This window comes from Streptomyces olivaceus (genome assembly GCF_000721235.1).
GTDB classification, from domain to species: domain Bacteria; phylum Actinomycetota; class Actinomycetes; order Streptomycetales; family Streptomycetaceae; genus Streptomyces; species Streptomyces olivaceus.
Genome location: NZ_JOFH01000010.1, coordinates 60,852 through 73,371, shown reverse-complemented (window position 1 = coordinate 73,371; position 12,520 = coordinate 60,852). Strand labels below are relative to the sequence as shown.

Sequence of the window (12,520 nt, the reverse complement as noted above, 5' to 3'; positions counted from 1 at the left end):
CTGGAAGTGAGGCATGAGCGGCGAGGCCAGGGGCGGTCGCAGCGCCCAACTCAAGCACACCGGTCTGCGCCACGGCTGGACCACCGGTGCCTGCGCGACCGCCGCGACGACGGCCGCGTACACCGCGCTGCTGGCCGGTGACTTCCCCGACCCGGTGACGATCACGCTGCCCAAGGGGCAGACGCCGTCCTTCGCGCTCGCGGCCGAGGAGCTGACGGACGCGTACGCGATGGCAGGGATCGTGAAGGACGCCGGTGACGACCCGGACGTCACCCACGGTGCGCTGATCCGGGCGACGGTACGGCGGCTGCCCGCGGGCTCCGGCGTCGTCTTCCGGGCGGGGCCGGGCGTGGGCACCGTCACCCGGCCCGGCCTGCCCCTGCCCGTCGGCGAGCCGGCCGTCAACCCGGTCCCCCGGCAGCTGATGCGCGAGCACGTCGCACGCGTCGCCGAGCGGCACGGCGGCAGCGGCGACGTGGAGATCACCCTCTCCGTCGACGACGGCGAGGAGATCGCCCGGTCCACCTGGAACCCCCGCCTCGGCATCCTCGGCGGCCTCTCCGTCCTCGGCACCACCGGCATCGTCGTCCCCTACTCCTGCTCGGCCTGGATCGACTCGATCCGGCGCGGGGTGGACGTCGCGAGGGCCGCCGGACGGACGCACGTGGCCGGCTGCACCGGGTCCACCTCGGAGAAGACGGTCGTCGCCGAGTACGGGCTGCCCGAGGACGCCCTGCTGGACATGGGCGACTTCGCGGGCGCCGTACTGAAGTACGTGCGCCGTCACCCGGTGGAGCGGCTCACCGTCTGCGGCGGGTTCGCCAAGCTGTCCAAGCTCGCCGCGGGCCACCTCGACCTGCACTCGGCCCGCTCCCAGGTCGACAAGGGATTCCTCGCCCGACTGGCCAGGCGGGGCGGCGCGGACGACGCCCTGGCCCGCGAGGTGTCCGGGGCCAACACAGGTCTCGCCGCGCTCCAGATGTGCCGGGCGGCCGGGGTGCCGCTCGGGGACCTGGTGGCGTTCGCGGCCCGCGACGAGGCCCTTGCCGTACTGCGGGGGGCGCCCGTCGCGGTCGACGTGATCTGCGTCGACCGCGCGGGCACGGTGGTGGGCCGCAGTACCGTGGCGTGAACCACGGGAGCGCGACCTCGCGTCCGCGCGTCCTCAGCAGACGTGCCGCTCCCGCTCCGGGGAGTACAGGTGGCTGTCGCCGAACTGCTCCGCTCCCAGCGTGCGGCCGACCATGATCACCGCGGTGCGCAGCACCCCGGCGTCCTTCACCTGCTGGGCGATCCCGTCGAGGGTCCCCCGGATGATCAGCTCCTCGGGGCGGGAGGCGTAGGCGACGACGGCCGCGGGGCAGTCCGCGCCGTAGTGCGGCAGCAGCTCGCCGGCCACGCGGTCCACGTACCTGGCGGCCAGGTGCAGGACGATCAGCGCGCCGCTGCGGCCGAGGGTGGCCAGGTCCTCGCCCTCCGGCATGGCGGTGGCCTGCTCGGCGACCCGTGTGAGCACGACGGTCTGCCCGACCGTCGGCACGGTCAGCTCCCGCTTGAGGGAGGCCGCCGCCGCGGCGAAGGCCGGGACACCGGGGACGACCTCGTACGGCACCCCGGCCGCGTCGAGGCGCCGCATCTGCTCCGCGACCGCGCTGAAGACGGACGGGTCGCCGGAGTGCAGGCGGGCCACGTCGTGGCCCTGCTCGTGCGCGCGGACCAGCTCGGCGGTGATCTCGTCCAGGGTGAGCTGCGCCGTGTCGACCAGCCGGGCGTCCGGCGGGCACTCGGCCAGCAGCTCGCGCGGGACCAGGCTGCCCGCGTACAGGCACACCCGGCAGGCGGCGAGCGTCCGGGCGCCCCGCACCGTGATCAGGTCGGCGGCTCCGGGGCCGGCGCCGATGAAGTACACGGTCATCTGTCTGCTCCTGGGGACTTCTCGGGGGTCTTCTCCACGGCCCACTGGGTCACCGGCATCGCCTGCCGCCACCCGGTGAAGCCGCCCACGGGCACGGCGTGCGCCACCGCGAGGCGCACCAGCTCGCCCCCATGGCGTCTGCGGGCGTCGGCCAGCAGTGCTTCGGACTCCAGCGTCACGGTGTTGGCGACCAGCCGGCCGCCGACGGGGAGTGCGTCCCAGCACGCCTCGAGCAGGCCGGGTGCGGTGAGCCCACCGCCGACGAACACGGCGTCCGGCCGGGGCAGCCCGGTGAGGGCCCCGGGCGCGGCGCCGGTGACGACGCGCAGGCCGGGCACGCCCAGCCGGTCGGCGTTGCGGACGATGCGCTCGGCGCGTACGGGGTCGCGTTCGACGGTGACGGCCCGGCAGGAGGGGTGGGTGCGCATCCACTCGGCGGCGATCGAGCCGGAGCCGCCGCCGACGTCCCACAGCAGTTCGCCGGGGGCCGGGGCGAGCGCGCCGAGCGTGGCGGCGCGCACGTGCCGCTTGGTGAGCTGCCCGTCGTGCTCGTACGCCTCGTCCGGCAGTCCGGGGACGGCACCCAGGCGCAGGGTGCCGGGGGCACGGCGGCACTCGACGGCGACGATGTTGAGGGGGTCGGGCGCCGGGTGCTCCGGCCAGCCGTCGGCGGTGCCTGCCTCGCCCGTCCGCTCCTTCACGCCGCCGAGCTGTTCCAGCACCCGCATCCGGCTGGGGCCGAAACCCCGGTCCCGCAGCAGGGCGGCGATCTCGCCGGGCGTGCCGGCGTCCGCGCTGAGCACGAGCAGGCGGCGGCCGTCGTGCAGGGCCGCGGCGAGGCGTGCGGTGGGACGGCCGACGAGTGTGACGACCTGGACGTCCTCCACGGGCCAGCCGAGGCGGGCACAGGCGTGGGAGACCGAGGAGGGGTGCGGCAGGACGTGCACCGCGCCGGGGCCGAGCACCTCGGTGAGGGTGCGTCCGATGCCGTGGAACATGGGGTCGCCGCTGGCCAGGACGGCGATACGGCGATCCGCGTGCGCGGCGAGCAGGCCGGGGACGGCCGGCCGCAGCGGGGAGGGCCAGGGCACCCGCTCGGCGGCGCACTCCGGCGGCAGCAGGTCGAGCTGACGCGGGCCGCCGAGGACGACCTCCGCGTCGAGCAGTGCCCGTCGCGCCGCGTCCGGCAGTCCTTCCCAGCCGTCGGCGCCGATCCCGACGACGAGTACTGCGGCGGTCGGTACTGCGGCGGTCGGTGCGGATCGGGCGGCGGTCACGGCTCGGTACCTCGGGGTCGGGTGGGCGTCGCGGTGGGCGTCGGGGAGGCACTCTACGGGGCGGCCACCTGCGGGGAGCCGTTCGGGTGCGCCGGAGCACGGCCCCGCCGCGGGAGGGGCGAGCGGCCGGGTACGGCACGCCGCGGGGAGAGCGGCCGCGGATCGTCCGGCGGCGGCCACGCCCCGGTGGCCGTCGCCAGTGCCGTCCTGCAACTGCGCCTGACCGACCTCGACGCCCTGAACGCGACCTTCACCATGCCCGGGCGGTCGACCTCATCAAGCGCCGGCAGGGCCGCCACCCGTACAAGGCGATCTGGGTCAACCTACGAGCCGCTGCCACTGGCGTGAGCGGCTGCGCCGGCAGGTCCGGTCCTGCCGCAGGGGCGACGGCCGAACGGTCGGGCTAGGCGCCGTATCCGCCGTCGATCCTCAGCACCGCACCGGTGACGTAGGAGGCCTGCGGACCGGCGAGGAAGACGACGCCCGCGGCGACCTCCTCCGGCCTGCCGTACCGCCCCATCGCCGTGGTCGGAAGGAACACGGGCGCGGCCGGGCTGTCGGCGGGGTTCCCCTCGGTGTCGATGAATCCCGGCTGGACGACGTTGACCGTGATGCCCCGGTGCGCCAGATCGCGGGCCGCGCCCCGGCTGAAGCCTTCGAGGGCCGACTTCGTGCCCGTGTAGTACGCCATCCCCTGGAACCCCGCCCGGGCGGCGACACCCGAGCTGATGCTGACGATCCGCCCGCCCTCGGGCAGCAGCGGCACCGCCGCACGGATCCCGGCCACCACGCTGGTGTAGTTGACGGCGAGCTGCCGCTCGACGGCCGCCTGGTCGACGGACTCGCTGTCGACGAGGTCGCCGCCGCCCGCGGCCGCGTTGTTGACCAGGATGTCCAGCCTCCCGAACCGCTCGGCCACCCGCCGGACCAGACCCGCCGCCTGCGCCGCGTCCGCCTGGTCGGCCTGGAACGCCGCCGCGCGCACCCCCCTCGCCTCCAGTTCCGCGACCACGGCCTCGGCCCGATCGGCGGAGGACGAGTAGCTGATCGCGACGTCGGCCCCCTCGTCGGCCAGCGCCAACGCCGACGCCGCCCCGATCCCCCGCGACCCTCCGGTGACGATCGCCACCTTGTTGTCCAGCTTTCCCATGTGGTGCCCGCTTCCCCGGGCGCGGCGCAGCACGTGCGGCGCGGCACCCCGTAGTTCTTGACCGTTCGGTCCACCATAAGCATGGTGGACCGAACGGTCAAGAATTCGTATGCTGTACACATGGCACGTCCGCGAACCTTTGACGAGAAGCAGGTACTGAACGCCGTCCGCGACCAGTTCTGGGACGCCGGCTACGCGGCCACCTCGCTGGAAGACCTGATGCGGGTCAGCGGGCTGGGCAAAGGCAGCCTGTACGCGGCGTTCGGCGACAAGCGCCAGCTCTTCCTCCGGGTGCTGAACAGCTACACCGAGGCCAACCACGGCCGCCTCCGAGAGGCTCTCGCCGGAGCCCCACGGGCCCTGGACGCACTGCGCATGCTCATCGAGGCGCCGGTCGACGACCCGGCCGGCACGCGGCGCGGCTGCCTGATGGCCAACAGCGCCAGCGAACTCGGCAACGCCGACCCGGAAGTCCTCGCCCACGCCCACCGCACCTACGAGACGTCCACCGCACTGATCGGCGACTGCGTCGCCCGCGCCCAGCGCGAGGGCGACCTGCCGGCCGAGGCGGATCCTGTCGCCCTGGCGCGGGCCCTGCTGGCCGCACAGCAGGGGCTCGTGTTCATGAGCCGGACCGGGATGGACACGGCCACACTCACGGCCACAGCCCGGTCACTCGCAACCCGACTCCTGCCGACCTCCGCCGACGACTGAACCGCGCGCCGCGAACGGGCAGTTCACTCCCCCCACCCTTCCCCGGACACGGCGCTCCGAGCGAGACGGCGCCGGGCCGGTGACCGCGCGGCCCCGGGCCCGGGACCCCTCCCCACGAGACCCCCGCACCCTGCCCGCATGGAACCCGCGCAGCGCATCGTGCCGGAGTACGACCCGAACGAGCTGGACGCCGTCATCGGCGAGCTCTTCCCCGTCATCCGCGAGGAACGGCCGCGACGAGGCGACGACTTCCTCCTGGACCCCGCGGCCCTCGTGGGGTCGACCCGGCACTACTGCGCCGAGTACCTGAGGTGGCTGGGCCTGGACGAGGAGGTCCTGCCGCCGGAACGGGTCCTCATCCACGCCGGGCTCCCGGAGCCGGGGCGGCTCGAACGCAGGACGCCGCAGGGCCAGGAAGGGCTGAAGGGGCAGCAGGGGCAGCAGGGGCAGCAGGGGCAGCAGGGGCGCTTCTCGCTGTACATCGACAACGGCCTGTACCACTCGCTCGCCGCGGTGAAGGCGGTGCTCGCGCACGAGTTCACCCACCTGTACCTGGTACGCCGCGGCCACCAGACGCTGCGCGACGCCGGGACGGCCGCGACGGGCCCGGCACCCGTCGTCAGCCGCCTCTCGGACGCGGAGGAGATCCGCACCGAGGTCGCCTCCGTCCTGCTGGGCTTCGGCCGGCTCGTGCTGAACGGCGTGTGCGACTACGCGCGGCCGTACGCCGGGACCGGCATCACCGGGCAGCTCGGCTACCTGCCGGTCCCGGGGTTCGTGCACGTCTACCGCAGGGTGAACGAGCTGGCCGGGGTGAGGCCGGCAGCGGCCGCACACGGCCTGACCGACTTCGCCCAGCAGGCACACACGCAGCCTTACAACTGAAACCTTATGGGCGCAGCCTCTTGCTCAAGCGAGGTTTACGGGCGTAGCCTTACAGTCGTAAATACGGAACGGCGGGCCCCGGCCAACGGGGGCTCCGCTCCTCCTGGCGAACCCGAAAGGCACCACCATGACCACTGACCGCACCGCGGAGTCCAAGGCCCTGTTCGAGGCCTGGCTGCGGCTCTGGAACGGCGAACTGACCCTCGCGTCCGAGGTCGCCTCGGACGAGTTCCGGGTCCACAGCCACCTGATCGACGGCAGCGACAGCAGCGACATCCGGGGCGCCGAGGGCCTGCGGGAGATGGTCCGCGCCGGGCGCTCGCACACCCCGGACCTCACGTTCGCCGTCGAGGTGCCGCCGCTGTACGACGGCGACCACCTGTCCGTGCGCTGGACCGCCACCGGCACCTACGACGGCGGCTTCCCCGGCGCCAAGGCCCCGGCCGGAACCGTGGTCGCCTTCACCGGAACCGACACGCTCCGCATCCAGGACGGCCGGTTCGTCGAGTACTGGCTCAACGCCGACGGCCTGCACATGCTCCAGCAGCTCCAGGTCGCCTGAGCAGAGGGCGCGTCAGGCCGCCGGCACGCCGCCCACCGCACCGCCGGTGGCGGCGTGCACCGCGCGGGCGATGCGTCGCGGCGCGTCGGCGAACTGCAGGGGATCGGCGCCGGTGAGCAGCGCGGCGCCGATGTACTCGCTGTGGGCGCGTATGACGGCGGAGGCGGCCGCGGCGTGCATCCGGACCAGCAGCCCGTCGGCCGGGAGGTCCACCCGCGCGGCGATGATCTCGGCCAGCTCGCGCTGCGTCTGGTCGCAGGCCATCAGCCACGCGGCGCGGATGGCCGGTTCGGTGCGGGCCAGCACGGACATCTGCACGGCGAGCAGGTCGTCCAGGTGGTCGGTCCGGGTGGCCGTGAGTGTGTAGTGCCGGACGTGCGAGGTGAAGTGGTCCTCCAGCGACACGTGGCGGGGCCAGTCGCGCAGCATGGACGTCTCCCACTCGACACCGCGCAGGAGGACGGGTTCGGCGCAGCTCTCCTTGTTGCGGAAGTGGCGCCACAGGGTGCGGGTCGACAGGCCGACGGCCCGGGCGATCTGGTCGCCGGTGGTGGCGGCCACGCCCTGCTCCCAGAAGAGACGGGACGCCTCCCGCGAGATCTCCAGGCGCAGACGGTGACGCCTGAGGTCACTCATCCCTCTGCGCTTGTCCGCGGTCGTGCCGTCCATGTCCGGCTCCCTGCTTCGTTCCGTGGCGTCCACGTGCCCGGTGGGCCGTCAGGCCTGGTTCGCCGGGCGCGGGGCGGCGGCCTTGAGGCGCTTGTCGGAGGTGCGGGCGGCCCAGGCGACGGCGAGGAGGCCGACGGCGAGCAGCGGGTAGCCCATGATGATCTTGGCGGCGCCGAGGGATTCGACGGCGTCCGTCTCGTAGAAGTACTGCTGGACGGCGAAGCGGGCGGCGAAGATCGCGGCGAGGGTCAGGGTGGCGATGTCGTAGGCGCGGCGGGAGCGCTTGTCGTCGCGCCAGGCGTTGCCCTTGCCGGTGGCGGAGTTCCACAGGACGCCGGCCAGGGGTCGGCGGACCAGTACGGAGGCCAGGAAGAGCACGGCTCCGCCGAGGCTCGCCCAGATGCCGATGAGGAAGTAGTCCTTGGCGGAGCCGGTGTACCAGGAGATGCCGGCGGCGACCGCGACGCCGAAGAGGCCGCCGAGGGCGGGCTGGAGGGACTCCTTCTTCGCGATGCGCTCGGCGGCGATGCCGACGGCGAGGGCGATGGAGGCGATGACCGCGAAGCGCAGCCCGCGGAAGTTGTTGGCCACCACGAAGACGAGGGCGGGCAGCGCCGTGTAGGCCAGGCCCTTGGTACCGCCCGCCTGCTCCAGGACGGACGGCTTCCGGGAGCCGGTGCCCGCGGGGGCCTGCGGCATGTCGGTGACCGGTTTCTCGGCGTACAGGTTCGTCATGGTGATCAGCTCTTCCGTTCTCGCCTGGGGACGGGTTCGCGGCGACTCCGCGAACCGGCGGCTCGGCCTGTCACTTAACGACACCATGGCGCTAAGTGACATGCAAGGAGAGCGGATCGATAGTGATGCAGGTCACATCGCGGAGGCTTCCCTTCCCAGGACGCTCAGCAGGGCCAGGGCCTCGGCGTCGGGGGAGTTCGGCGGGGCGCTGTAGAGGACGAGGTGCTGGTCGCGGTCCGGGAGGGCGAGGGTGTCGCAGTCGACGGTGACGCTGCCGACGGACGGGTGGTGGAAGGTCTTGGTGAGCATCGGCGGGACCTGTACGTCGTGCCGCTCCCAGAGCCGGGCGAAGTCGGGGTCGGTGTCGCGGAGTTCGTCGATCAGGCCGGTCACCGCGGGGTCGGTGGGGTAGCGGGCGAGGGTCGTGCGGAGCCGCATCACGACGCTCAGCCGGAACTCGGCGGCGTCGGAGACCCCGTAGAGCGGCTTCCCGGGGGCCCGCGGCCCGGCGAAGGCACGGCGGGCGAGGTTGCGGTCCGCGGGGGCGAGCGGGGCGAAGTCCTCCATGAGGGCGGCCGCGAGGTCGTTCCAGGCGAGGACCTCGAAGGCGGCGGACACCACGATGCCGGCCGTCTGCGGCAGCCGCTCCAGGAGCGCGAGGATGCTGGGGCGGACGTCGCGCCGGTGCACCCCCGTCCGGTTCGGCGCGGTGCCCGCGAGGACGTGGAGGTGGTCGGACTCGGTGTCGGTCAGCCGCAGCGCCCCCGCGATCGCGGCCAGGACGTCGGCCGAGGGGCGCGGCGCCCTGCCCTGCTCCAGCCGGACGTAGTACTCCGTGGAGATGTGCGCGAGGACCGCCACCTCCTCCCGGCGCAGCCCCGGCGTGCGGCGCCGCGGGCCGGACGCGAGGCCGACGTCCTGCGGGCGGAGCCGTTCGCGGCGGCTGCGGAGGAATGCGCCCAGTTCCCGTCTGTCCATGGGCCAAGTGTGCGCGCGGCGCGGTGCCGGAGCCTGGTACAGCCTGTGCCTGTATGCGGTCGGCGGCCGGCCGGACGCTGGTGCCATGACCAGCGACTCGAACGACACGAACAACGCGAAGACCTCCTCGGACGCCACCGGGGACGCGGGCGTCGGCCTGCTCGGCGGCAAGGTCGTCTTCATCACCGGCGCCAGCCGGGGCATCGGGGAGGCCGCGGCCCGGCTCTTCGCCGCCGAGGGCGCCTCCGTCGTGCTCGCCGCCCGCTCCACCGACGCCCTCGACCGCGTCGTGCGGGAGATCCGCGCCGACGGCGGCGTCGCCGACGCCGTCGCCCTCGACCTCGCCGACCCGGCGAGCATCCGCGCCGCCGTCGGCCGCGTCGACGAGCTGCACGGACGGCTCGACGGCGCCTTCAACAACGGGGCGGCGATCCAGCAGCCCGGCCCGGTCGGCAGCACCAGCGACGAGGACATCGACCGGCAGTTCACCGTGAACTTCCGCGCCCACTGGACCGCCATGAACGCCGAGGTCGCGCTCATGCGGCGGGGCGGCGGCGGGGCGATCGTCAACACCTCCAGCATCGGCAGCCGCCGCGCCAACCCCGCCCTGCCCGCCTACGGCGCCATGAAGCGGGCGCTCAACAGCCTCACCGAGACCGCCGCCGTCGACCTGGGCCCCGCCGGCGTCCGCGTGAACGGCATCGCCCCCGGCGGCACCGCGACCCGGATGATCGACGAGTGGGAGGCGGCGACTCCCGGCATCGTCGAGGGGATCACCGCGAGCGTCCCGCTGGGCCGGATGGCCGCGCCGCGGGAGGTCGCCGAGGCCGCCGCCTGGCTGCTCAGCGACCGCGCCTCGTACGTGACCGGCGCGATCCTGCCGGTAGACGGCGGGGCCGGCGCCTGACCTCCTCGGTCGGCGCCTCCGCGGTCAGCAGCGCCTCCGCGGTCAGCGCCGGCGCGGTCAGCTCCTCCGCGCTCAGCGCCGGCGCCGGTGGGCGCGCCACCGGCGGTACAGGCGGTGCAGGCGGAAAGCCAGCAGCGGCAGCACCACCGCGCCGACGGCGATCCCCGCCCACGGGGGGAGGCTGCCCGAGTCCGGCAGGTAGACCGCTCCGGTCGTCGGTGTCATGCCGTCCTCACTCCGTACCGCGCAGCCGCAGCAGGTAGGTCGCCGTCAGGGCGACGGCGGGGTCGCCGTCCTCGGTGAGGGACGCCAGGGCCCGTGCCGCGCGCGGGCCGGGGATGTCGCCCAGGGCCTGGGTCAGGCGGCCGCGGGCCGGGGGGCGGGTGGCGTCGGCGGTGAGGTGGGTGACCAGGGCGTCCGTGATCTCGTCCGCCGTCCCGGGGGCGTCGCAGAGGACACTCAGCGCGTCGGCCGCGTCGGTGTCGTTGCGGCCCGCCACGATCATGCCGACGAGCTCCGGGACCGCCTCGGTGTGGCCGCGGGCGCCCAGCGCCAGGGCCGCGCAGCCGCGGACCGCCTCGTCGGGGTGGGCCAGGGCGTCCCGCAGGTGCGGGGTGGCCCGGTCGCCGGGCAGTGCGGCGAGGGTGCGGACGGCGCGCTCACGTACGGCGGGCAGGGGGGAGTCCAGGCCCTGCGCCAGGAGGGGCGGTACGTCGTCGTCCGATCTCGCCAGGGCCCAGCGCAGCGCGCCGGCGACGTTCGGGTCCGCCTCGTTCAGGGCCGCCTCGGCGAGGGCGTCCGCCGGCACCGGGGCGGTCTCGCCGGTGGCGGCGAGGGCGGCGCGCTGACGTGCGCCGGCGCTCTTCGAGGCCAGCGCCTGCAGGAGGGCCACGGCCTGGAGGACGTCCTCCCAGTCGGCCGGACCCGCCGCGTCGATGCGGCTCAGGCGGGTCAGCAGCCTCTCCTCGGCGGCCATGCGCTCCCGGGTGCGGTCGATGAGGTCGCCGACCAGCACCGTGGGCGCGAAGGCGGGGTCGTCGAGGGCGCGGGCGGTCTCCTTGAGGGACAGTCCCAGCGAGCGGAGGCTCTCGATGTGGAAGATGCGCCGGATGTCGGCCCCGGAGTACTCCCGGTAGCCCGAGCCGGTGCGGGAGGAGGGGCGCACCAGGCCGAGGGACTCGTAGTGCCGGAGCATGCGGGCGCTGATCCCGGACCTCCGCGCCACCTCACCGATCAGCATCGCGTCCCTCCGCCCGCCGGCACCGCCACCATCGTGCACCGGGTGCTCAGTCCCCCAGCGCCACGACGCGCTTCGCCTCCTCGACCGCCGCCTCGAACCCCGCGTCCGGGTCGCGCCGCAGGCGGTCGGTGGCGAGCGCGTGGGTGCGTACGCGCGGGTCGGCGGCGCGCGCCGCGGCGTGCAGGGCGGGTGCCGTCACGTCGCCGAGGTCCACCAGTGCCCTGCTGAGGCTCAGCCGCGTGTCCCGTCCGCCGCGGCCCAGCTGTGTCGCCAGCACCGCGGCCAGGGCGGGCTCCTCGCCCTCCGGCACCAGGACGACCGCCGTCCGCCACGCGGCCCGCGCCACCTCGTCGTCGGGGTCGCACAGGTGGGCCCGCGTGATCGCCGGCCAGGCCCGGGGGTCGCCGGTCTTGGAGAGGGTGTGCAGTGCCTGGCTCCGGGCCTGGGCGTGCTCCGAGCCGAGTTCGCCGAGCAGCCGGGGCAGCGTCAGGTCCACCGGGTGGCGGGTGAGGGCCCAGGTCAGCATGTCCCGTACGTGGAACTCCGGTTCCGTCGCGCAGCGCTCGATCAGCCGGTCGACGTAGCGCGGGTCCGGTTCCGTGCCGACGGCCAGCGCCGCGGCGAGCCGGACCGACGGGTCGTCGTACTCCAGCGCGCGCAGCGCTCGCGCGGTGTGCCGCGTGTCCGCCGTGTCCTGTCCCGTGATCGCCATCAGGACCACCTCCTGACGAGCAGTGAAGACCTTGTCACGGTGTCAGGGTCAAGCCGCCGGGAGGGAGACGATCACAGGACGGGACGGAGCGCGTGCGTCACGGGGCCAGCAGCAGCACGTTCGCGCGGGACTTGGCGGCCTCGTAGCGCTTGGCCACGTCCTGCCAGTTGACGACGGCCCACATGGCGTCGATGAAGTCGACCTTCTGGTTCTTGTACTGCAGGTAGAAGGCGTGCTCCCAGGCGTCGAAGACCAGGATCGGGGTGGCGCCCTGGCCGACGTTGCCCTGGTGGTCGTAGACCTGCTCGACGATCAGCCGGCCGCTCAGCGGCTCGTACGCCAGGACGCCCCAGCCCGAACCCTGCGTGGTCGCGGCGGCCTTGGTGAGCTGCGCCTTGAAGCCGGCGAAGGAGCCGAAGGACTCGGCGATCGCGTCGGCGAGGTCGCCCACGCCGTCGGCGGCCAGGGGCTCGCCGCCGCCGTCGCCGGTCATGTTGTGCCAGTAGATGGAGTGCAGGATGTGGCCGGAGAGGTGGAAGGCCAGGTTCTTCTCCAGGCCGTTGATCGAGCCCCACTGCTCCTTGTCCCGCGCCTCGGCGAGCTGCTCCAGCGTGTCGTTGGCGCCCTTGACGTACGCCGCGTGGTGCTTGTCGTGGTGCAGCTCGATGATCTGCGGGTTGATGACCGGTTCGAGCTCCGAGTAGTCGTAGGGGAGCTCCGGGAGCGAGTACACCGCCATGTCCAACATCCTCCGACGTTCAGCGTCCAGGTTGTTA

At 74.1% G+C, this 12,520-nt stretch carries 15 protein-coding genes; 5 read left to right on the top strand and 10 right to left on the bottom strand.

Translation table 11 applies throughout. The annotated features are described in order from the left end of the window. Positions 1-13: 13 nt before the first annotated feature. Complete coding sequence (locus IG94_RS0113075) at positions 14-1,132, top strand: cobalt-precorrin-5B (C(1))-methyltransferase (RefSeq protein WP_031034924.1); 1,119 nt, start codon at positions 14-16, stop codon at positions 1,130-1,132. Between the two features lie 33 nt (positions 1,133-1,165). Here the strand turns inward: IG94_RS0113075 and cobM are convergent, their stop codons facing one another. The 3 genes from cobM to IG94_RS0113060 all read right to left on the bottom strand — a co-directional run bounded on the left by cobM (position 1,166) and on the right by IG94_RS0113060 (position 4,342). Further along, a complete protein-coding gene (cobM, locus tag IG94_RS0113070) occupies positions 1,166-1,915 on the bottom strand; it encodes a precorrin-4 C(11)-methyltransferase (RefSeq protein WP_031034922.1) in 750 nt (249 codons plus the stop codon). Further along, positions 1,912-3,192, bottom strand: coding sequence for a bifunctional cobalt-precorrin-7 (C(5))-methyltransferase/cobalt-precorrin-6B (C(15))-methyltransferase (locus IG94_RS0113065; protein ID WP_031034921.1), 1,281 nt, complete (start codon positions 3,190-3,192; stop codon positions 1,912-1,914). Before IG94_RS0113065 ends, cobM begins: the two co-directional genes overlap by 4 nt. 403 nt (positions 3,193-3,595) lie before the next feature. Then, positions 3,596-4,342 (bottom strand): SDR family NAD(P)-dependent oxidoreductase, encoded by a 747-nt coding sequence (locus IG94_RS0113060; protein WP_031034919.1) that lies wholly within the window; start codon positions 4,340-4,342, stop codon positions 3,596-3,598. A 120-nt stretch (positions 4,343-4,462) separates the two neighbouring features. Here IG94_RS0113060 and IG94_RS0113055 point away from each other — a divergent pair, with 120 nt between their 5' ends. From IG94_RS0113055 to IG94_RS0113045, 3 genes are all read left to right on the top strand, one after another. Next, the gene (locus tag IG94_RS0113055) at positions 4,463-5,056 is read left to right on the top strand and encodes a TetR/AcrR family transcriptional regulator (RefSeq protein WP_031034916.1); all 594 of its coding nucleotides are present in this window, start codon (positions 4,463-4,465) and stop codon (positions 5,054-5,056) included. A gap of 138 nt (positions 5,057-5,194) precedes the next feature. Continuing rightward, positions 5,195-5,941, top strand: a complete 747-nt coding sequence (locus IG94_RS0113050) for a hypothetical protein (RefSeq protein ID WP_031034915.1) — start codon at positions 5,195-5,197, stop codon at positions 5,939-5,941. Between the two features lie 127 nt (positions 5,942-6,068). After that, complete coding sequence (locus tag IG94_RS0113045; protein ID WP_031034912.1) at positions 6,069-6,503, top strand: ester cyclase; 435 nt, start codon at positions 6,069-6,071, stop codon at positions 6,501-6,503. Positions 6,504-6,515: 12 nt separating this feature from the next. Here the strand turns inward: IG94_RS0113045 and IG94_RS0113040 are convergent, their stop codons facing one another. From IG94_RS0113040 to IG94_RS0113030, 3 genes are all read right to left on the bottom strand, one after another. Then, on the bottom strand, positions 6,516-7,172 hold the full coding sequence (locus IG94_RS0113040; protein WP_031034909.1) for a TetR/AcrR family transcriptional regulator: 657 nt from the start codon (positions 7,170-7,172) through the stop codon (positions 6,516-6,518). Positions 7,173-7,220: 48 nt separating this feature from the next. Further along, positions 7,221-7,907 carry a DUF3159 domain-containing protein gene (locus tag IG94_RS0113035; protein ID WP_031034906.1) on the bottom strand — a complete coding sequence of 229 codons (687 nt, stop codon included), beginning with the start codon at positions 7,905-7,907 and terminating at the stop codon, positions 7,221-7,223. Positions 7,908-8,039: 132 nt separating this feature from the next. Continuing rightward, positions 8,040-8,885, bottom strand: coding sequence for a helix-turn-helix transcriptional regulator (locus tag IG94_RS0113030; RefSeq protein ID WP_031034904.1), 846 nt, complete (start codon positions 8,883-8,885; stop codon positions 8,040-8,042). An 85-nt stretch (positions 8,886-8,970) separates the two neighbouring features. On the opposite strand from IG94_RS0113030, the gene IG94_RS0113025 reads away from it, so the two are divergent. Then, positions 8,971-9,792, top strand: a complete 822-nt coding sequence (locus tag IG94_RS0113025) for an SDR family NAD(P)-dependent oxidoreductase (protein ID WP_031034901.1) — start codon at positions 8,971-8,973, stop codon at positions 9,790-9,792. 72 nt (positions 9,793-9,864) lie between these two features. Here IG94_RS0113025 and IG94_RS42580 read toward each other — a convergent pair whose 3' ends face one another. The 4 genes from IG94_RS42580 to IG94_RS0113005 form a co-directional block, all read right to left on the bottom strand. Then, a complete protein-coding gene (locus IG94_RS42580) occupies positions 9,865-10,017 on the bottom strand; it encodes a hypothetical protein (protein WP_157852249.1) in 153 nt (50 codons plus the stop codon). A 7-nt stretch (positions 10,018-10,024) separates the two neighbouring features. Further along, positions 10,025-11,032 (bottom strand): HEAT repeat domain-containing protein, encoded by a 1,008-nt coding sequence (locus IG94_RS0113015; RefSeq protein WP_031034899.1) that lies wholly within the window; start codon positions 11,030-11,032, stop codon positions 10,025-10,027. A 46-nt stretch (positions 11,033-11,078) separates the two neighbouring features. After that, positions 11,079-11,744, bottom strand: a complete 666-nt coding sequence (locus tag IG94_RS0113010) for a HEAT repeat domain-containing protein (RefSeq protein ID WP_031034897.1) — start codon at positions 11,742-11,744, stop codon at positions 11,079-11,081. A gap of 97 nt (positions 11,745-11,841) precedes the next feature. Next, a complete protein-coding gene (locus tag IG94_RS0113005) occupies positions 11,842-12,483 on the bottom strand; it encodes a superoxide dismutase (protein ID WP_031034895.1) in 642 nt (213 codons plus the stop codon). Between the last annotated feature and the right edge of the window lie 37 nt (positions 12,484-12,520).